We start from the raw sequence: 20527 nt of genomic DNA on the forward strand, positions 1-20527 counted from the left end.
TGTCGCCGGTTTTCTGACGCGTCCAATGCTCCCGACGGGCCAATAAACTCAACGTTTTCCCAGCTTTCGGGCAACCTGCTATTGAGTTCGGGGCTATGCAAAAAGTTCCCGTTTCAATAACTGGCCGATCTGACCCAAGCCGTGCACCGTAATCTCACATTGCCACGAATGCCCGGCTATTGTGCCGCTCCCCCCCTCTATATACTAGTGGCCCGTGTGACCCTTTGATTCGCCGATCCAGGCGTCCTGTTTGCGCCCCCCTTCGGATCGCTTTTTGCGGAATCCTTCAAATGAGCCAACAGTTTCAACACGATGTCCTGGTGATTGGTAGCGGCGCGGCCGGTTTGAGCCTCGCACTGACCCTCCCGAGCCACCTGCGGATTGCAGTACTGAGCAAAGGCGATCTGGCCAATGGCTCGACATTCTGGGCCCAGGGCGGTGTCGCTGCCGTGCTGGACGACACCGACACCGTGCAATCCCACGTCGAAGACACCCTCAACGCCGGCGGCGGCCTGTGCAATGAAGAGGCCGTGCGCTTCACCGTCGAGCATAGTCGCGAAGCCATCCAATGGCTGATCGACCAAGGCGTGCCCTTTACCCGCGACGAACACGCCAGCAGTGACGACGGCGGCTTTGAATTCCACCTGACCCGCGAAGGCGGCCACAGCCACCGCCGCATCATCCACGCGGCCGACGCCACCGGCGCTGCCATCTTCAAGACCCTGCTCGACCAGGCCCGCCAGCGCCCCAACATCGAGCTGCTGGAACAGCGTGTCGCCGTCGACCTGATCACCGAAAAACGCCTGGGCCTGGAAGGCGAGCGCTGCCTCGGCGCCTACGTGCTCAACCGCGCCAGTGGTGAAGTCGACACCTATGGCGCACGCTTCACTATTCTTGCCTCAGGCGGCGCCGCCAAGGTCTACCTCTATACCAGCAACCCCGACGGGGCCTGCGGCGATGGCATTGCCATGGCCTGGCGTTCGGGCTGCCGGGTGGCCAACCTGGAATTCAACCAGTTCCACCCCACCTGCCTGTATCACCCGCAAGCCAAGAGTTTCCTGATTACCGAAGCCCTGCGCGGCGAAGGCGCCCACCTGAAACTCCCCAACGGCGAGCGCTTCATGCAGCGCTTCGACCCGCGCGCCGAACTGGCCCCGCGCGATATCGTCGCCCGCGCCATTGACCACGAAATGAAGCGCCTAGGCATCGACTGCGTCTACCTCGACATCAGCCACAAGCCCGAAGCCTTCATCAAGACCCACTTTCCCACCGTTTATGAACGCTGCCTGGCCTTCAATATCGACATCACCAAAGGCCCGATCCCCGTGGTGCCGGCCGCGCACTACACCTGCGGTGGCGTGATGGTCGACCAGCACGGCCGCACCGACGTGCCGGGCCTGTATGCCATTGGCGAAACCAGCTTCACCGGCCTGCACGGCGCCAACCGCATGGCCAGCAATTCCTTGCTCGAATGCTTCGTCTACGCCCGCTCAGCGGCGGCCGACATCCTCGAACAACTGCCACGCATTACGGTGCACGCCGCCCTGCCCCGCTGGGACGCCAGCCAAGTGACCGATTCGGATGAAGACGTAATCATCGCCCACAACTGGGACGAGCTGCGACGCTTCATGTGGGACTACGTAGGGATCGTGCGCACCAACAAACGCCTGCAACGCGCACAGCATCGCGTGCGCTTGCTACTTGATGAAATTGACGAGTTCTACAGCAACTATAAAGTCAGCCGCGACCTGATCGAGCTGCGCAACCTGGCCCAGGTGGCGGAGTTGATGATCCGCTCGGCCATGGAGCGCAAGGAAAGCCGGGGCCTGCATTACACCCTCGACTACCCGCAGATGCTGCCCGAAGCCCGGGACACTATCCTGGTGCCAACCACCTACGGCGGCTGAACTTCAGGCGTACCCGCAGGCGCCGGTGCACATCGGCGACCTGTGAATCCCTCGGCACACAGATCGAGCGCACCCACCCCTTTCCCGGCACCCGATAGCGCAGCACCACGATCAACGGCAACGCAAGGCTGTCGGGGCGCAATTGCACGCCGTGCCAACCACGCTCGGCACTGAACAACTGCCAGCCGTCCTCGTCGCGACGCAGGCCAGAAACCGACGAACGGTGAGTCAGCAGGATGTGTCGCGGTAAAACCCAGGCGGCATGCGCCAAGCACACCAGCAGGCCGAGGCTCGAATAAGGTAAATCAACAAGTAAACAGGCGCCCAGCGCGAACAGCTGGGCAAAAAGATACGCCGCCAGCAATAACCGTGAGGCCTGCCAGCGGCATTCGAATCGGTTACTTGGGCTGGACACGGTCCAGGATCATCCGGACCATGCGCTGCAGCTCTGGGTCTTCGGATTCGGAACGTTCCATGAACCAGCCGAACATGTCCTGATCTTCGCAGGTCAGCAACCGGACGTAGAGGTCGCGATCGACCTGGTTGAGGGTCGCGTAGACCTCTTTGGTGAAAGGCACCAGCAACACGTCCAACTCCAGCATGCCACGACGGCTGTGCCAGAAGAGACGATTGATTTCTACATCTTCGACCATGGAGCGCTCCTCAAATAGGCGGCAAGTATACAGCCCCGACGGCACTGGAACAGTCGGCTTTGGTCGCCCCATACGGAAACTATCCATTTGCCGGGCGCCCCTCTATGATGCACCCATGACTTTTTGACCTGCGATGACCCATGGCTGACTCTGCTTTCTTCTGCCCCCTGTCCCACGAAGGCGTTCTCGCCGTCCGCGGCGCCGACGCTGCCAAGTTCCTGCAAGGGCAACTGACCTGCAACCTCAATTACCTGAGCGATACCCAGGCCAGCCTCGGCGCGCGCTGCACGCAAAAAGGCCGCATGCAGTCGAGCTTTCGCATCCTGTTGCAAGGTGATGGCGTACTCCTGGCCATGGCCATCGAGCTGCTCGAACCGCAACTGGCCGACCTGAAAAAATACGCCGTGTTCTCCAAATCCAAGCTCACCGACGAAAGCGCCGCCTGGGCACGCTTCGGTCTGGTCGATGCGGATCAAGCCCTGGCCAGCCTCGGCCTTGAGCTGCCGGCTGAAACCGACAGCGTCGCACGCACCGATGCCCTGATCGCTATCCGCGTTTCCCCTGGACGCGCCGAGCTCTGGGTGCCAGCCGAACAGGCCGATACCGTGCGCGGCCAATTGGCTGCCCAATTGAAAGAAGCCGACTTGAATGACTGGCTGCTCGGCCAAGTGCGTGCCGGCATCGGCCAGGTCATGCCGCAAACCCGCGAACTGTTCATCCCGCAGATGCTCAACCTGCAAGCCGTAGGCGGCGTCAGCTTCAAGAAAGGCTGCTACACCGGCCAGGAAATCGTCGCGCGCATGCAGTACCTTGGCAAACTCAAACGTCGCCTGTACCGCTTGAGCCTCGATGCGCCGCAAATGCCCGAGCCAGGCACCCCGCTGTTTTCCCCTAGCCATAACAGCTCGATCGGCGAAGTGGTGCTGGCAGCAAAAGCTGACCAGACGATTGAACTTCTTGCCGTGCTGCAAGCCGAAGCTGCCGATAGTGGCGATGTGCACTTAGGCACACCGGAAGGCCCCAGCCTGCAACTGCACGACCTGCCTTACACGCTCGACCGTGACCGAGAGATCCAGCGTTAATCGCCGTACCTTTTTGCAACACCCTAGAGATCATGAATGAACAAGCTGGCGGAAAAAGTCCAACAGGCTTTGGTGACGGCCATCGATAACGATGACCTGGTTCTGCCGACATTACCGGAAGTGGCCCTGAACATCCGTCAGGCCGCAGAAGACCCGGATATCAGCATCAGCCACTTGAGCAAAGTGATCGGTCGCGATACCGCGCTGTCGGCGCGCCTGATCAAAGTGGTCAACAGCCCGCTGCTGCGCGCGTCCCAGGAAGTCACCGACCTGCACACTGCGATCACCCGGCTGGGCACCAACTACAGCAGCAACCTGGCGATCGGGCTGGTGATGGAACAGATCTTTCACGCCCGCTCCGAAGCGGTCGAGCAGAAGATGCGCGACGTCTGGCGCCGCAGCCTGGAAGTGGCGGGCGTGAGCTATGCCCTGTGCCGCAGCCACAGCCAGCTCAAGCCGGATCAGGCTGCGCTCGGCGGGTTGGTGCACCAGATCGGTGTGCTACCGATCCTCACCTACGCCGAAGACCACTACGAGCTGCTGTCCGACCCGGTCAGCCTCAACCATGTGATCGACAGCATCCATCCCGTACTGGGCGACAAACTGCTGCGTGGCTGGGACTTCCCGGAAATGCTGGCGAACCTGCCGGGCCAGTACCTGGACCTGGAACGCGACTCGGCGACCCTGGATTACATCGACCTGGTGCAGGTCGCCGTGCTGTATTGCCATCGTGGCACCCAACACCCGCTGGCGAGTGTGGCTGTCTCCAGTCTTCCGGCGATCAAGAAGCTGCGCGTAGACCCTTACAGCGACGCGCTGCGCGCCGAGCTGGATGAGGCGCGTTCGATGTTTTATTGATCACCCGCGATAAAACTCACCCGCACCTTCAACCCCGCCAACTCGCCATCATGCAAGCTGATCTGAGCCAGGTGGGCCCGACAGATCTCCCCGACAATCGCCAGCCCCAGGCCAGACCCCATGCCTTGCTGGTTGCGTCGGTAGAAACGTTCGAATACCCGGTCCCGCTCGTCCAGCGGGATGCCCGGGCCATCGTCTTCCACTTCCAGCACCGCCGGCGTCGTCACGCGCAAAATCACATTACCACCCGGTGGCGTGTGGGCCAGGGCGTTATCCACCAGGTTACTCAGCAGTTCATTGAGCAGCGTCGGCTCCCCGCGCAACCACACCGGTTCATCCGCCTCCAGGGCCAGCGCAACACCTCGTGCGTGGGCCAAAGGCGCCATGGCCATGCCCAGCTCACGGGCCAATTGGCTGAGGTCGAGCAATTGCGCGCCACCTTCGGCAATCGCCCGGGCGCCATTTTCGATGCGCGCCAGGGACAGCAACTGATTGGCCAGGTGCGTCAGGCGATCAGTGCCCTGGGCCGCTGTTTCCAGGGTACTGCGCCAGGTCGCCGGTTCTTCGGCACGCAGGCCCAATTCGAGCCGAGCCTTGAGCGCCGCCAGCGGCGTGCGCAACTCGTGGGCCGCATCGGCAATGAATTGCGCCTGGCGCTCAAACTGCCCGCGCAGGCGCTCGGTGAAGTGGTTGAGGGAACGCACCAACGGGCCGAACTCATGCTGCACTTCCACCAGCGGCAGTGGGCGCAGGTCATCGGGCTGGCGCTCTTCTACCGCCGTTCGCAGGCGCTCCAACGGGCGCAGCGCCGCACTTACGGCGAACCACACCAACATCAACGCACCAATGGCCAGCATGCCCAAGCGCAGCAAGGTGTCGGCCATCAGGCTGCGAGCCATGGCCACCCGTGCTTCGTCGGTTTCCGCCACGCGGATTTCCGCCATGCCGTTCATGTTCGGCTCGGAGACGGCCTTGAGCAGGCTCACCACGCGCACTGGCTGGCCCTGATACACGGCGTCGTAAAAGCGTGCCAGCGCCGGATAATCATCGGTGCGCGGCGTGCCGGGCGGTGGGCCGGGCAGGTGCTCGTAACCCGAGATCAGCTTCTGATCGATGTCATTGACCTGGTAATAAATACGCCCGGCGCTGTCGTAGGCAAACGTATCCAAGGCCACATACGGCACATTGGCGCTTAGGGTGCCGTCCACCTGGGTCAGGCCCGCTGCGATGGTGCGCGCCGAGGCCAGCAACGTGCGGTCGTAGGCCGTATCGGCCGCCTCGCGACCATTCCAGTAAGCACTCATGCCACTGGCCAGCATCAACAGCACCAGCAACAGCGCCAGGTTCCACAGCAGCCGCCAGCGCAGGCTGCTGGGCTTATGCATCGCGGGCTTCCAGCAGATAGCCGAGACCGCGGAATGTCACGATGGCGATGGGCTGGCCATCGAGTTTCTTGCGCAGGCGGTGCACGTAGATCTCAATCGCGTCAGGGCTGGCTTCTTCGTCCAGGCCAAACACCTGGGAGGCCAGTTGTTCCTTGCTCATCACGCGGCCCGGGCGAGCGATCAACGCCTCCAGTACCGCCTGCTCGCGAGAGGTCAACGTCATCAGCTCGCCGCCGACGGTGAAGCGCCTCGTATCCAGGTCATAGACCAGCACCCCACAGGCCTGCTGACGCTCGCCTCCCAACACGCTGCGTCGCAACAGCGCCTTGACCCGCGCCTCCAGTTCCGTCAGTTCAAACGGCTTGGCCAAGTAGTCGTCGGCGCCCAGGTTCAAGCCGTGCACGCGGTCTTTCACATCGCTGCGAGCCGTCAGCATCAGCACCGGCAAGTTTTTTCCACGGGCGCGCAAGCGTGCCAATACCTCGAAACCGTCCATGCGCGGCAGCCCCACGTCGAGGATCGCCGCCGCGTATTCCTCGCTGCTCAAGGCCAGGTCCGCGGCCACCCCATCGTGCAACACGTCGACGGTCAACCCCGTGCTCTTGAGCGCTTGGGCGACACTTTCGGCGAGCTGCAAATGGTCTTCAACCAGGAGGACACGCATGGTTTTTTTACCTCATTCGGGCATGGTCGACGCCACGCTTTGCCGGGCAGTTTACAGGCGCTACCTGCCCTGTGAAGCCCGAAAACATTGAAAGGCAACTGAAAGGTTAGTGAAAGCTTCGCCCTTTAGCATCGGGCAACGGTGGGTTCTGCCCGCCCAGCTACCTGATCCGTAGCGCCCGAAAAACGCCTCGAAGCGTTTTCGCCAAAATAAGAACAATAACGGAGTACACAACGATGCTGTCGACACAGCCCCAGGCGTCCTCGCCTGTTCGTTTTTCCCGCCTGACCCAAACCGCCCTCGCCAGTGCCGCTGCCTTTGCCGGCTTCTCGCCGCTCAGCCAGGCTGCCTTTTTCGAAGACAGCAGCGCCACCCTCGAAACCCGCAACATGTACTTCAACCGCGACTTTCGCGACGGCACCAGCGCACAGCAATCCAAGCGCGACGAATGGGCCCAGGGCTTCATGCTCAACCTGCAATCGGGCTACACCGACGGCACCGTCGGTTTTGGCGTGGACGCGCTGGGCATGCTCGGGGTCAAGCTCGACTCCAGCCCCGACCGCACCGGCACCGGCCTGTTGCCGACCCACGACGACGGCCGTGCCGCCAATGAATACTCCAAGCTGGGCCTGACCGGCAAAGTGAAGATCTCCGCCACCGAGTTGAAGATCGGTGCCCTGATCCCGGAGCTGCCGATTCTCAAGCCCAACGATGGCCGCATCCTGCCGCAGACCTTCAACGGCGGCCTGCTGACCTCCAAAGAGTTCAAGAACCTGGTGTTCACCGCTGGCCGCCTGGACAAAGCCAAGGACCGCGACGACACCAACTACGAAGACATCGCCCTCAACAACAAGAACAGCCGCTTCCTGACCGCAGCCACCGGCAAGCACTTCAACTTCGGTGGCGCCGACTACAAATTCGCCGACAAGATCACCGGCAGCTACCACTTCGCCCAGCTCGACAACGTGTACCGCCAGCACTTCCTCGGCCTGGTCGCCGCACGCCCGATGGGCCCCGGCACCTTTGGCACCGACCTGCGCCTGGCCATCAGTGATGACACCGGCAACGCCCGTGGCGGCAAGATCGACAACAAATCCTTCAGCAGCCTGTTCAGCTATGGCCTCAATGGCCATAAGCTCAGCGCCGGCTACCAGCGCATGTTCGGTGACAGCGCGTTTCCGTATGTGGATGGCAGCGACCCGTACCTGGTCAACTTCGTGCAGATCAACGACTTTGCCGGCGCCGAAGAGCGCTCCTGGCAAGCCCGCTACGACTATGACTTCGCCAAGCTGGGCATTCCCGGCCTGAGTTTCATGAGCCGTTACCTGTCGGGTGACAACATCAAGCTCAAGAACGGCGAGACCGGCAAGGAATGGGAACGCAACAGCGAGATCCGCTACGTGGTGCAGAGCGGCACATTCAAGGATGTGGCCGTGCGCCTGCGCAATGCCACCTACCGCACCAACTACTCGGCCCGTGATGCGGATGAAGTGCGCTTGCTGGTCAGCTACAGCGTCGTTCTCTGGTAAGTAGCCCCTCATAACAACAAAGACGGAGATAAACAGATGACCTTTTCACTGCGTAAACTGGCCCTCGCCGCCGGCTGCATGATGTTCGCCGGCCAACTGTTGGCCGCCGACGAGCCCAAGCGCCCGGAGTGCATCGCCCCGGCCTCGCCAGGCGGTGGTTTTGACCTGACCTGCAAGCTGGCGCAAAGCGCGCTGGTCAACGAAAAGCTGCTGAGCAAGCCAATGCGCGTGACCTACATGCCGGGTGGCGTGGGCGCGGTGGCCTACAACGCGGTGGTCGCACAGCGCCCTGCGGACGCCGGCACCCTGGTGGCATGGTCCAGCGGTTCGTTGTTGAACCTGGCCCAGGGCAAGTTCGGCCGCTTCGATGAAAGCGCCGTGCGATGGCTGGCAGCCGTCGGCACCAGCTACGGTGCCATCGCGGTGAAAAACGATTCGCCCTACAAGACCCTCGACGACCTGGTCAAAGCCCTGAAGAAAGATCCGGGCAGCGTGGTGATCGGTTCCGGTGGCACCGTCGGCAGCCAGGACTGGATGCAAACCGCCCTGATCGCCAAGGCCGCCGGGATCAATCCGCGCGAGCTGCGCTACGTGGCCCTCGAAGGCGGCGGTGAAATCGCCACTGCCCTGCTCGGAGGTCACATCCAGGTCGGCAGTACCGACATCTCCGACTCCATGCCGCACATCCTCAGCGGTGACATGCGCCTGCTGGCGGTGTTCTCCGAGCAGCGCCTGGACGAGCCAGAAATGAAGAACATTCCGACGGCCAAAGAGCAAGGCTACGACATCGTCTGGCCAGTAGTGCGCGGCTTCTACCTCGGGCCAAAAGTCAGCGATGCCGACTACGCCTGGTGGAAAGACGCGTTCGACAAACTGCTGGCGTCCGACGAGTTCGCCAAGCTGCGTGACCAGCGCGAGCTGTTCCCGTTCGCCATGACCGGCCCCGAGCTGGACACCTACGTGAAGAAACAGGTGGCTGACTACAAAGTGCTGGCCAAAGAGTTCGGCCTGATCCAGTAAACGCCCTTCTGTGGGAGCGGGCTTGCCCGCGAAAGACATCAACGATGACGCGTGCTGCCTGGACACGCGCAGCGTCCTTGGATTTTTCGCGGGCAAGCCCGCTCCCACAAAAGCGGCCTAGGAGCTTCCTATGCTTTTACAACGCATTTTCGCCAGCGTGATGCTGCTGGTCTGTGCCGGTCTCGCGCTGATGGCTTGGCCTTATCAGGCCGCGTTTTCCTACGAGCCGGTGGGGCCGCGCGCCTACCCGCTGCTGATGCTTGGGCTGATGAGCCTGGGCCTGATCTACATGCTGTTTCGCCCACAGCCCACCAAGCACACCGAAGACGAACCGGCGCTGGACCGCGAGACCCTGATCAAGATCGGCATCTGCGTGGCGCTGCTGATCGTGTTTGCCGGCACCTTCGAACCCCTGGGTTTCATCCTCAGCAGCATGCTGATCGGCATCCCCATGGCCCGCCTGTACGGTGGCCGCTGGTTGCCGAGCGTGGTGATCGTCACGTTGATGGCCATCGGCTTGTACCTGCTGTTCGACAAAGCCATGGATGTACCGCTGCCCCTCGGCCTGCTCGACGTTCTGGAGAACTGACATGGATACTTTCAGCTATTTGGGTCAGGGCTTCGGCGTTGCACTGTCCCCCTACAACCTGGTGACCGCGCTGTGCGGCACCTTGATCGGCACCGTGGTCGGCCTGTTGCCGGGTTTGGGCCCGATCAACGGCGTTGCGCTGTTGATCCCCATCGCGTTTGCCTTGGGCCTGCCGCCAGAGTCGGCGTTGATCCTGCTGGCAGCCGTGTACCTGGGCTGCGAATACGGCGGCCGTATCAGCTCGATCCTGTTGAACATCCCGGGCGAAGCCTCCACCGTGATGACCACCCTCGACGGCTACCCGATGGCCCGCAAAGGCCTGGCCGGTGTGGCGCTGTCGTTGTCGGCGTGGAGTTCGTTCATCGGAGCCTTTATCGCCACCTGCGGCATGGTGCTGTTTGCGCCGCTGCTGGCCAAATGGGCGATTGCCTTCGGCCCGGCGGAATATTTCGTCCTGATGGTGTTCGCGATTGTCTGCCTCGGTGGCATGGCCGGTGACAAACCGCTGAAGACCTTCGTGGCGGCGCTGATCGGCCTGTTCCTGTCGGCGGTCGGTATCGACGCGAATAGCGGCGTGTACCGTTTTACCGGCGATAACATCCACCTCACCGACGGCATTCAATTTGTCGTGCTGGTCTTGGGCCTGTTTTCCATCAGCGAAATTCTGCTGCTACTGGAAAAAACCCACCGCGGCCAGGAAGCGGTCAAAGCCACCGGGCGCATGCTGTTCAACTTCAAGGAAGCCTCGGCGGTCTTCGTGGTGAACATCCGCTGCGGCCTGCTGGGTTTCATCATGGGCGTGTTGCCCGGCGCCGGCGCCACCCTGGCCTCGGCCGTTGCCTACATGACCGAAAAACGCCTGGCCGGTGCCAGCGGCAAATTCGGCCAGGGCGACATGCGCGGCCTCGCCGCCCCAGAAACCGCCATTGGTGCTTCTGCCTGCGGCGCCCTGGTGCCGATGCTGACCCTCGGCGTACCCGGTTCGGGCACCACGGCGGTGATGATCGGCGCCCTGTCGCTGTACAACATCACCCCGGGCCCGCTGCTGTTCCAACAGCAACCCGACATCGTCTGGGGCCTGATCGCCTCGTTGTTCATCGCCAACATCATGCTGGTGATCCTCAACATCCCGATGATCCGCATCTTCACCCGCATCCTCGCCGTACCGAACTGGGCGCTGGTACCCGTGATCGCCATCATCACCGCGATCGGTGTGTACGCGGTTCACGCCACCACCTTCGACCTGTTCCTGATGGTCGGTATCGGCATCTTCGGTTATATCCTGCGCAAGCTCGACTTCCCGCTGTCGCCGGTGCTGCTGGGCTTTATCCTCGGCGGCCTGATGGAGCAGAACCTGCGCCGTGCGCTGTCGATCTCCAACGGAGCGCTGGACATCCTCTGGTCGAGCCCGATCACCTTTGGTGTGTGGGTACTGACCGCGCTGATGCTGGCCTTCCCGCTGGTGCGCATCTACCGCAAACGTGCCCTGCAGCGTCGTGCCCTGGCCGATGTCTGAGGTCACCTTTAAACATTGGTGGGGAACACCGCTGGTCGGCCTGGCCGGCGGTTACCTGGCCAGCCTGGTCGGCTGGCCTTTGCCGTACATGGTCGGCTCGTTGCTGGCGATCATTCTGGTGCGTTGCCTCACGCCGTGGCAGTTGGCGGAGATTCCCGGCGGGCGCAAATGCGGCCAATGGGTGGTGGGCATCGGCATTGGCCTGCACTTCACCCCGGTGGTGATCGAGCAGGTGATGAGCCACTTCGGGCTGATCTTCTTCGGCGCACTGGTCACCAGCCTGTCGAGCATTGTCGGCGTGTGGTTGATGCGCCGCAGCGGTGAAGACCGCGCCACGGCGTTTTTCTCCAGCATGCCGGGCGGTTCCGGTGAGATGGTCAACCTCGGCGCACGCAACGGCGCGGTGCTCAGCCGTGTCGCGGCGGGGCAGAGTCTGCGGGTGTTGGTGGTGGTGCTGTGTGTGCCGGCGATCTTCAAGTACCTGCTTGAAGGCGGCACGCCACAGTTTCATCCGGCGCCGGTCAGTTGGCCTTGGCTGTTCGCATTGTTTCCGATGGGCGCACTGGTGGCCTGGGGTTGGCAACGTTTACGCCAGCCGAACCCGTGGCTGTTCGGGCCCTTACTGGTGAGTGCGACTGCCAGCGTTGTGTGGGATCTGCACATCGGCTTGCCCGATGGCGGCAGCCAGATCGGCCAATGGTTGATCGGCAGCGGCCTGGGTTGCCACTTCAACCGGCAGTTCTTTCGCCGCGCGCCTTCGTTCATGGGCCGCACCTTGATCGGCACCGCGCTGACCATGGCACTGGCGACGTTGGCGGCGGTGGGGTTGAGTGCGCTGACTCATTTGGACTTGCGCTCGCTGACCCTGGGCATGATGCCCGGCGGCATTGCCGAGATGAGCCTCACCGCCGAAACCCTGCAACTGTCGGTGCCGTTGGTGACGGCGATGCAGGTGATGCGCTTGTTGTTTGTGTTGTTTCTGGCGGAGCCGTTGTTCCGGCACTGGAACCGCCAACCTTGACCTGGACGGGCGTGGCTCGCAACGAGCTACGGCCGCTGGTCTGAACTGTCAATTCTCACAGCTGGTCAGGCCGTGAGGCGGAGCGCTGAATCAAGGCCTCGACTCAATTCAACGATGAATCACGGGTCGTGCTCTTGATTAATACTCAGACAGGTATCCCGTCATGACACATGATCAAAACTCCCTACCAGCTACCACCTGTAGCTGCACATCGACGGATTTGACATCTGATCAAACCCAGCCGCCAGCCGTGCCCTGCGGCTGCGTACCCATAGTGCAACGCAGAAAACCTGGTAGAAAACCTGGGGGGCGCCTACCTGACAGGCCTGATCCTGGAGGCTGCCCCCCAGGCTTTCACAGGCCACCGTCATCCCGACAGCCCTTCGCTGCGCTGTACCCCTATATTCCGAATCTCACTCCCATCGTCGGCACCGACGGAGCCCTCAATAACGCCGCCCTGACAGTCAGCGCCCTCGGCGTCATCTACATCCTCTACGCCTGGCTCGAGCAGGCTGAGAATGACTTCGTCTGGGTTGAACTCAATGGTTTAGAGGTCAAAAGCTACACCGTCTCCGAGACTGACGCCGCCCTTGGCAAGGATATTACGCTGAACATTGAGTCCGTTCGGTTTATCGACCAGGCAAACAACACACTGCAAGGCTTCGTCAGGCGCTTGAGCGGTGTCGTCGAGGAGACCACCCTTTTGAACGTCTGGGTGGACACCAAAGCGCCCGGGGGCCTAGACCCACAGGCCAGTACCCCCACCATCAATGAAAACCTGGCGCGTCCCCGCTTCGAAGATCCCACCATCGAAGCCTTCGGCATCATCACCCAGGCGGCCGCTCAACTCGGCATCAAGGTGATCATTGATGATTACCCGGTGAACCCGCTGGTGGATCAGGTCTACCACCGCAAAGAAGGTGATGTGATCTTCATCAGTATTGGCGGGGTGATCGTCACCCACACAGTCACCAGTTTTGAGGCCTCCGGCAACGCGCCCATCGTTATTACCATCAACTACGGCATTTGGTTGCAGGTGACGCCCGGGGTAAACATTCTTGAATGGTACGTGCGGGATAAGGCTGGCAATCAATCCCACGGCTTTTCGATTCCAAGGCTTATACAAAGCAACGTGGGCGGGGGTACCGGCCCGTTGTTGCCTGAACCGTATGTGCTTGAATCCGATTACGACGGGGGTTCAGACGAAGACTTCATTGACACTGATGCACAATTGAGCGACCTGAACACTGAAATATCAATCAGAAATTATGGCTGGGCCCTCAACGACCAAGTACTTGTCACCTATCTAGGGCTTACCTCGACAGGTGAGCCTCTCAAGCATATCGAAACCGCTGACATACCACAGCCCAACGCGTTGCGAATTTACGTTCCCCTACCATTGGAGTTTGCCAAAAAACTTGCGGGGGGCCGCTTGTTGATTACTTACGAACGCGTGCGAGTGGGTGAGGCGAATACGCCCTCCAATGCCGTCGTTTACAGCATGCGCGGCACGCCTGTTGACAACAGCCGGCCAGCCCCCGTGGTCAAAGGGCTCGTAGGCGGTGTCCTGCCGGTAGATACTGATCCAGTGGAAATTACCGTGCCCTTCTTCGGACAAGACCCCAGTGACAAGGTCGACCTGATCATCGAAGGCAAGGCCCTGGACGGCACCCCTGTGTATGCGAAATACACTGAGATCGCAGGCACGGGAGACCTCGACTACTTTCTGGACTACTCCAGCGTATTCGCCCCTCTGGAGGGTTCATCTTTCAAGGCGTACTATGTGGTCAATGACGACACCACTCGTCCGTCGAAATCGGTAGTCGTTCAGGTGGGCGACATTGCGGTGACACTGCCGCCTCCTACTTCGCCAGAAGCACCACCGCCTGACCATGTATTTGATGAACTCGTCAGCAAAGGCAACCTGAAGGCACTCGTCCATCCACATTCGAGCATCGCCCTGAACGATGAGGTCCGGGTTGTTGCCATTGGCAGCAAACCAGGTGGCAGTATCACCACCGCGTGGTTGAAAGTGACGTCCACCTGGTTTAACTCACCGCTGCCTTTCACGATTGCGCGCGCGATTGTGCTGGCGAACAAAGAAGGCACCATGACACTGCACTGGGAAGTCAGGACACTGCCTACAGACACACCGCTCAAATCTCTACCGTTGATCGTCAACGTAGGCGCGATGCTGCAAATCACCGACTGCCCAAGCCTGCTCGAAAGCACCTTTGTGTCACCTTGCGTCACGCAACTTAATCCGCTGAACGTCTGGACGCCCTCGCCTCGTATCGTCACATTCAGGGTCAAATATCTGATGCAGCCTACAGATCTTGTGACACTGGTGGTGCAGGGCAAGCCAGGTCTGGGAATGCCCTCTATCCCGTCTAAACCCGGCGTTCCGGATGCAGGCCATGACTACATCACGTTTGCCTACGGCAGTGACTTTGTCGCAGCTTATTTGGGTGAGCCCTTCACCGCGCATGCTGAAGTGCAGCGCAACGGAAACGTTATTGAGTCTCCTAAGCTGACCGTTAACGTGGATGCGCTGTCGGAACAAACACTTGAATTAGTGAGCGTACCTGAAGCGGTGGGGGGGGTTATTACTGCCAGTGGCACCAACAATGTGCGCGTTACGCAGTGGCCATTTTTCAAAGCTGGACAAGCAGTGTTTATTTTCCTTGAAAATACCTCAGGCAACTTAACACTGCGCGATGGCACAGTCGTCAGCCCCTCTGAGTACACGGTGGGGTACACCTCAAATCCAATTCCGCAGAGTTTTCTCAACAGTCTTGAAGATGGAAGCACATTGACGATTAAGGGATACTTATCTTTAGATGGCACCCAAGATATTTCAGCGGCAATTGCGTTGAAAGAAGTCACTTACATCGTCAGTGCGCCCGTATTTATCACGCCAAGCGTCACGAAAATAAACACACCCAAAAAAGCAATTTCGCTCTCTGGATACACCTCTTGGACAAGTGTGACCGTGGTTATAGAGTCCGAACCTAACAAAGAAGTTGAGGTGCTCGATGGAGGCATTTTAAAAAGTAAAAAAATGGCTGATGCCAATGGTATATCAACCCACCCTCTAAGCTCACTCAGCAGAACAAGTCATAGCATTACCGCACGAGGTGTATATGGAGATAATCCGGTGTCTGCGCCCCATCAATTCACTATTACGCAACCCCTGGCTGCCGGAACAATTACAAGAGCCGTAAATGAAAACCTGGGTGGTGTTTATGTTCCTCCGGGAGGCAGCGCAGTGAGGTACTCCGTCATCGCATTTGAAGGAACTTGCAGTGCATTCCCCGTAAGCAGAGCGGTTAGTTTAGGTTCTCCATCAGGAGGATTCCTTAACTTTACAATCTACGCAAATCAAACTACATGGTCGGCCAAGTCGTCACAAGCCGTAATTATGTTTAAAGATTATTACCTAAACGAAGAGGAGGAGCCTTTCACCGCTTCGAATAACTACCCTATCAACTGGACTTAATGGTGACCTTAGCAAAAGCCTTTTTCACAGGCAAAAAAACCGCATCTTAGGATGCGGTTTTGTTAACCAGCAACCTCAAAACTCCCAACGCACCCCCACATTAACCCCCAGCGGCTGCTTGATATTCTGCCCTACACTGCGCTCCAGATCCGCATGCAGCTTCAGGTTCTGCGACACCGACATCGCCACGCCCGCGCCCAGCTTCAAGCGTGAACCCGACAGGTCGTTATTGAACGCGTTGTCATTGACGAACACCTTGTTGCTCTGGTCGAACTCATGGGCCACTGCGGCCTTGAGGTACGGCTGCAACACACTGCCACTTTCCAGTTGGAAGTTGCGGCCAGCGGTCACGCCGACTTCACCGATCACCGTGCTCGAACGATCGCCCTTAGCCTGCAGGCCGTTGTCCAGGGTGTAGCTCTGAGCCTGGGTGATCACTGCCGCGATTTGTCCATACGGCTCAACGAAATAGCCATCGTCCAACTTGATGTGACGGCCCACTTCTGCCGAAGCACCCACAGCGTTTTGCGTGTAGTTGCCCTTGGCTTTCTTGCCGTCGCTCATCGCCACGTCAGAATCGCTGTGCAAGCGGTTGAGCTTGAGCACGCCGTCGAAGTAGAAGCCGCTTTCGGCATCCAGCCAAGTGGCATAACCACCCACGTAGTAGCTTTTGATCTCAGCCTTGCTGCCACGGTTGAGGTCCAGGTCCGAAGTACTGTGGCCGGCCATCGCACCGATCAACCACTGGCCATCACCGGCTTGCAGCGGTGCATCGGCACCGATGGTGAAACCGCGTTGGGATTGGTTGTAACCCAGACCGGTCTTGTCGTTGGACACTTCATACTTGTTGCCGTAGGCACGGCTCCACAACCCGGCGGATTTGCCATCGTTGAAGCGCAACTCACCCATGCGGGTACGCAGGGTGGTCATTTCGCCCAACAACACACTTGGTGCCGCGTTGAACAGCGCCAGTACCGAATTGGTGCTCGGGCTGATCACTTTGTTGTTCGGGTCCAGGTACCAGTCCTGGTCACGGTTATCGCTGACCAGGCCGTACGAATAGGTACCCACATCAACACGATCACCGACCAGACTGAATGTGGCACCGCCGTCGGCGGTGTGGACCACATGCAAACGGTCATCGGACATCGGGTCGGCACCGGTGCTGGAGATCAGCAACTGGTGGGCGCCGGACGAAGTCCCTGTCACGTTGAGGAAGTCACCCGTCAAGGTGGAGAAATCCGCCTTCATGATAAAGGTGCCGCCCGTGCCATTGAGATTGGTCACGTCCAGTTGGTAGAACGCGCCCGAGTCGCCGAACTTGACGTTACCGCCATTCATCGACAGTTCCTTGAGTTCATCCTGGCCATCGACCAGCACCCAGGTGGCGTCGCTGTTGACCGACAACTTGTCGACGTTCTCCAGGCGGCCGGTGAGGATCGCGCCGTTGTTCAGGCCCACATTGGCAGTGCCGCCGTTGTTGATGATGTCGCCGGTCATCGAGGCGAAATCCAGGTTCAGGTCCAGCGCACTGCCGCTGCCGACCTGGATGTTGCCGACCAGGTTGCTGTTGTTGACCAGTACGTCAGCGGAGCCGCCGTTGATCAGTTCCAGCATGTTGCCGTTGCCACCTTCCAGTGTGGTGCCATTGCTGAGGGTAATCGGTGTAACTCCCGTCCCCGGCCCATCCACCACAATGGCGGCACCGGTTTGACCGACGACGCGGGTGCCATCAAGGTGAAAGCGGGTGGGTGCGGTTTCTCCACCGCTGCGATAGACGTAAAGACCATTGGTGCCGCCGGTCAGACTGCCGCCTTGGGCGGCCAGGTTACCGTCGATCGCCAACACACCGAACTCTCCACCGACGACATCGGTGTTCATCATCTGCAGCGTGCTTTCCCGCCCCAGGTTGACGCCATAGGTGGCCCCTTCAATCAGGCTGTTGGACACCACCGCGTGACTGCCCACACCATCCTGCTCGCCCACGACCAGCCCCATGCCGCTTGCACTGGAAATGTGAGCGTCGCGAATGGCTGCCTGGCTGCCGAACAACCGAACGCCGTCTTCGGAGCCCGCAACCACTTGGCCGCCATTCATTTCAAAGATCGAATTCTGCGACAGCACGCTGAGAATCGAACCACCGTTGGAAGTCAGCTTGGCACCGTCTTTCAGGGTGTAGCGATCAAACGGGCTCTCGGCATCAATGACGAGTTGCTGACCTGCGCCCAGGTCTACGGCAGACACGTGAGTTGCCGCCAGTGAAAAAGGTGCAATCGCCAGGATTTTGATCGCGGTAGACAAGCGCGAGCGCTTGAAGAGTACTTGGGTATTCATAGGGTAGAACCTCTAGTCGGATGACTGAACAAGCCAATCGATTACAGGACTCATCGACTCAGGCTTTCAGAGGCGCCGAGGTTACGTACCCGAAGGGGAACTTCATGTAGGCCGAATCAACGACCCTGTAGGACTTTCCTTAATGGTGAGTGGGCGAAATTTTGAGGTGAACCCTCAAGCCAGCATCGATAACCCTTGGGGCTTGCCCCCAAGGGTTAATGGGCGTCACTCAATGCATTTGAAACAGCGCTTTAACCGCAAACGCCTCCGCCCAGCTGATACCGACTGACGTACAAGGCACTAGGGTCGGACTCTCCCGGAGTCCCCCCCAGCGTGAGTACTTTGTAATAAGCCTCGACACGCCCCTGTGTGACGGGGGAGATGTAAGTGGCGTAGGGCACCGTGAATATTTCGCCAGGGTGTCCGGCAAAGTGATCCAACGTGACGGTCACCGGAGGGAACTCATGTTCGAGCACCACGACTGACGAGAAGAAGTCATCAGGCCCATAGATCACCCATACCAGGGTCACTTGATCGCCAGCTTTCAATTTGCCCGGGCTGATGATTTTGGTTTTGATGCCTGACGTAATGCCATCATCACAGTTAATGAAGAACGGATCGTCGTCAGCCCCAGTCCCCTGCGCATCTGGATATTGCAGCAGTTCCAAATCTCCAATCACGAACGCTTTTACATCGACTGGGGTTGGCAGGGAATCAATGAAATTGTTGTTGGTTCCATTGTTGAGGCTGTAATAAACATCGTGGACTCCGTTACCCACCAGGGCAATGACTGACGCAGGAACCGGGATACTGAATTGTGAAGCCGTCTCATCCGCCAGCGTAACGGTGTAGGGTGGTAAAAGCGCCGGAGAGCCGTTCCAGTAAATCTGGATTCGGTCACCTGCCACAGCGCCGGTATAGACCGCAAAAGTGGCCGTGGCATTACCTGTATCGCCCGGGCCGATCTCGTTGGTCAAACCGCCAGCCGAGGTGATTGTGAGCAGCCCAAGATTAGGATTGACCGGACCGGGGCCACCCGGATCTGGTGTCAGGCCCGGAGCAGTCAGATCCACGGGAACGCTGATCGAGGTGGAAGTCGGGGAGGCAGTACCGTTTGCAATAATCGAGTAAAAGACGGTGGCAGAATAAGGGGCACCCTCACCTCCAGACGCCAAATCGGCCCACGGTATTGGAATGTCTTTAGGGAACGTTAAGTTGTTAACCGGTGCATAGATCATTCGCCCGTTAAAATTGACAACGATTTGTTGGCCAATTTCAACGTTGTCGTAGCCCGTGATTCGAACATAGGCGCGATTCAACTGAGCATCTTCCCGATCCAGCGGCGCTTCGGGCACGACAGGCGGTTGCAGGTTTGAAGGACTGGGTTCAAGTGTAAGCGTTATCTCCGTCAAATACGGGGGGAAGGTCGTTTCATTACCGGCGCGGTCGTAGTAGATATACGCCAGTTGGTAGACGTCTGATCCCATGGCCAATATGTCCGCCTTGTCCAAGGTAACGCTCACCGGTAAATTATTGACGGGCAAACCGGTGACTGTGGCAATCGGCGTCGGATCCGTGTAATGCCAGAAAATACTGAGTCGGTCCCCTACCTGAGGATCAAACCGAGGGCTGCAGGTGACGGTGAAAATGTTGGTCGGAACGTTGAGCAACTCCACCGTCACTTTGCCATTGACCACCCAAGCCGGAAGCGTTGCTCTGGCCGGCCGGATCCTGGCGTGCGTGTCGTATCGGTCAACCGTAACGACCGCGGGCCCACTCGAACTATCAGACGTCGTACCATGAAACACTTCGTAGGTCAGGTTTTTGAGACCATGATCACCCAATTGCGCTTGATTGAACGTGTAAGGACGAGGCCATACCAGCTCGGGGGCATTCAGGTTGGGGCCAAGGTCCTCACGGGGCCCCACGAGCGAATTATTGATCCTGATTTCCAGACCGTAGCTCGCAAACGGGCCGCCTCCCCCTGGGGACCATCTGGGGATCTCAATCATCAAACCCTCCAGATAAAGCGTCTCGATACTCATCAAACCAGGCTGGCCACCGGGCACATCTGGCAGTGCATTCACCACGTCTATGGGAACAAGTAAACCTGCACGGGGGGCTCTTCGCGTGGATCGAGGCTCTGTCAAAACCGAGCGACCGGAAGCTTTGGCTTTTTTCTTGGCTTTCTTGGGCGCTTTGGGTTCCTTGATATTTTTGGGTTTCTTTAAACTTGCCATCTTGGTTGACTCCGGAAGTTTAGATAACGTGCCCGCTTCAAAAACAGACAGGTAGCCACTTGTATTAAGCGCCCCAAAAAACATTCGCACACCTGTCAACATTGACAGTTTTGCGTGTTATCCACTTCTGCGTCGTCGTTGTTTTATCGTCGCGCCCCTACGCACATCGCTGACGACAATAAGGACATGCACGATTGATTTAATGTGATCAAACCCTGCCAGTGCCCGCT

Annotated in this window: 15 protein-coding genes; 9 read left to right on the forward strand and 6 right to left on the reverse strand. The window is 59.3% G+C overall.

The genetic code is table 11. The features are described 5' to 3' along the window. Positions 1–290: 290 nt before the first annotated feature. Complete coding sequence (gene nadB, locus HX792_RS28340; protein WP_176999179.1) at positions 291–1907, forward strand: L-aspartate oxidase; 1617 nt, start codon at positions 291–293, stop codon at positions 1905–1907. Here the strand turns inward: nadB and HX792_RS28345 are convergent. Beyond that, positions 1876–2322: a protein YgfX gene (locus tag HX792_RS28345; protein WP_176999180.1), complete on the reverse strand. Its 447-nt coding sequence runs from the start codon at positions 2320–2322 to the stop codon at positions 1876–1878. The two genes, nadB and HX792_RS28345, sit on opposite strands and share 32 nt — an antisense overlap. Next, positions 2306–2560, reverse strand: coding sequence for a succinate dehydrogenase assembly factor 2 (locus tag HX792_RS28350; RefSeq protein ID WP_176999181.1), 255 nt, complete (start codon positions 2558–2560; stop codon positions 2306–2308). The genes HX792_RS28345 and HX792_RS28350 overlap by 17 nt, the downstream gene beginning before the upstream one ends. Before the next feature lie 140 nt (positions 2561–2700). On the opposite strand from HX792_RS28350, the gene HX792_RS28355 reads away from it, so the two are divergent. Next, positions 2701–3642, forward strand: coding sequence for a folate-binding protein YgfZ (locus HX792_RS28355; protein ID WP_176999182.1), 942 nt, complete (start codon positions 2701–2703; stop codon positions 3640–3642). Positions 3643–3678: 36 nt separating this feature from the next. Next, a complete protein-coding gene (locus HX792_RS28360; protein ID WP_176999183.1) occupies positions 3679–4500 on the forward strand; it encodes an HDOD domain-containing protein in 822 nt (273 codons plus the stop codon). Here HX792_RS28360 and HX792_RS28365 read toward each other — a convergent pair. Beyond that, entirely contained in the window at positions 4494–5885 is a 1392-nt protein-coding gene (locus HX792_RS28365; RefSeq protein WP_176999184.1) for a sensor histidine kinase, read from the reverse strand. The two genes, HX792_RS28360 and HX792_RS28365, sit on opposite strands and share 7 nt — an antisense overlap. Next, a complete protein-coding gene (locus HX792_RS28370; protein ID WP_010212220.1) occupies positions 5878–6549 on the reverse strand; it encodes a response regulator in 672 nt (223 codons plus the stop codon). The genes HX792_RS28365 and HX792_RS28370 overlap by 8 nt, the downstream gene beginning before the upstream one ends. Before the next feature lie 236 nt (positions 6550–6785). On the opposite strand from HX792_RS28370, the gene HX792_RS28375 reads away from it, so the two are divergent. The 6 genes from HX792_RS28375 (at position 6786) to HX792_RS28400 (ending at position 15723) form a co-directional block, all read left to right on the forward strand. After that, on the forward strand, positions 6786–8078 hold the full coding sequence (locus HX792_RS28375; RefSeq protein WP_176999185.1) for an OprD family porin: 1293 nt from the start codon (positions 6786–6788) through the stop codon (positions 8076–8078). A 36-nt stretch (positions 8079–8114) separates the two neighbouring features. Continuing rightward, positions 8115–9098, forward strand: coding sequence for a tripartite tricarboxylate transporter substrate binding protein (locus HX792_RS28380; protein WP_176999186.1), 984 nt, complete (start codon positions 8115–8117; stop codon positions 9096–9098). 130 nt (positions 9099–9228) lie between these two features. Next, on the forward strand, positions 9229–9687 hold the full coding sequence (locus HX792_RS28385) for a tripartite tricarboxylate transporter TctB family protein (RefSeq protein ID WP_176999187.1): 459 nt from the start codon (positions 9229–9231) through the stop codon (positions 9685–9687). 1 nt (position 9688) lies between these two features. Continuing rightward, on the forward strand, positions 9689–11203 hold the full coding sequence (locus HX792_RS28390) for a tripartite tricarboxylate transporter permease (RefSeq protein WP_176999188.1): 1515 nt from the start codon (positions 9689–9691) through the stop codon (positions 11201–11203). Next, complete coding sequence (locus HX792_RS28395) at positions 11196–12224, forward strand: AbrB family transcriptional regulator (RefSeq protein WP_176999189.1); 1029 nt, start codon at positions 11196–11198, stop codon at positions 12222–12224. The genes HX792_RS28390 and HX792_RS28395 overlap by 8 nt, the downstream gene beginning before the upstream one ends. 163 nt (positions 12225–12387) lie before the next feature. After that, positions 12388–15723 (forward strand): hypothetical protein, encoded by a 3336-nt coding sequence (locus tag HX792_RS28400; protein ID WP_176999190.1) that lies wholly within the window; start codon positions 12388–12390, stop codon positions 15721–15723. 75 nt (positions 15724–15798) lie between these two features. On the opposite strand, the gene HX792_RS28405 is transcribed toward HX792_RS28400, so the two are convergent. Then, positions 15799–18057, reverse strand: coding sequence for an autotransporter outer membrane beta-barrel domain-containing protein (locus HX792_RS28405; protein WP_176999191.1), 2259 nt, complete (start codon positions 18055–18057; stop codon positions 15799–15801). 251 nt (positions 18058–18308) lie between these two features. Next, positions 18309–20381 (reverse strand): hypothetical protein, encoded by a 2073-nt coding sequence (locus tag HX792_RS28410; protein ID WP_176999192.1) that lies wholly within the window; start codon positions 20379–20381, stop codon positions 18309–18311. Positions 20382–20527 lie beyond the last annotated feature (146 nt).

Source organism: Pseudomonas sp. B6002 (genome assembly GCF_013385985.1).
Classification (GTDB): Bacteria; Pseudomonadota; Gammaproteobacteria; order Pseudomonadales; family Pseudomonadaceae; genus Aquipseudomonas.